The following is a 647-nucleotide window of genomic DNA, read 5'->3' as shown; positions in this document are numbered from 1 at the left end:
GGACGAACGCGTGCTGCGGGCGGTGCAGGTGATCGTCGACGAGAAGCTTGCGCGGCCGATTCTGGTCGGTCGCCCGGAGGTGCTGCTGGCGCGCATCGAGCGGTTCGGCCTGCGCCTGCGACTCGGTCAGGATGTCGAAGTGACCAATCCGGAATATGACGAGCGCTTCCCGCAGTACTGGACGAAGTATTGGGAACTGCGCTGCCGCGACGGCATTTCGAAGGAAATGGCGCGCGTGGAAATGCGTCGGCGCCTGACGTTGATCGGCGCGATGATGGTGCAGCTCGGCGACGCGGACGGGATGATCTGCGGGACGGTGGGCGAGTATCACAATCACCTGCGGTTCGTGGACGAAGTGATCGGCAAGAAGCCGGGGGCTTCGACTTACGCGGCGATGAACATCCTGTTGCTCGATCAGCGGACGGTCGCGCTGGTGGATACGCACGTGAACGACAACCCCGATGCGGAGCAGATCGCGGAATTCACGATCGCGGCGGCGCGGCAGATGGAATGGCTGAACCTGACGCCGAAGGTGGCGCTGCTGTCGCGGTCGAATTTCGGGTCGGGGAGTGCGGCTTCGGGCGTGAAGATGCGCCGGGCGCTGGAGATCGTGCGCGAGCAGGCGCCGGATATCGAGGCGGATGGCG

The 647-nt window shown here is 64.9% G+C and carries 1 protein-coding gene; it reads left to right on the top strand.

From position 1 onward, the window contains the following. Positions 1-647: phosphate acyltransferase (locus JMF90_RS39460; RefSeq protein ID WP_268906110.1), on the top strand; the 647-nt coding region annotated here is incomplete at both ends.

This window comes from Burkholderia sp. E168m23 (genome assembly GCF_016586125.1).
GTDB lineage: Bacteria > Pseudomonadota > Gammaproteobacteria > Burkholderiales > Burkholderiaceae > Burkholderia > Burkholderia orbicola.
This window is presented reverse-complemented; position numbering and strand designations above follow the sequence as displayed.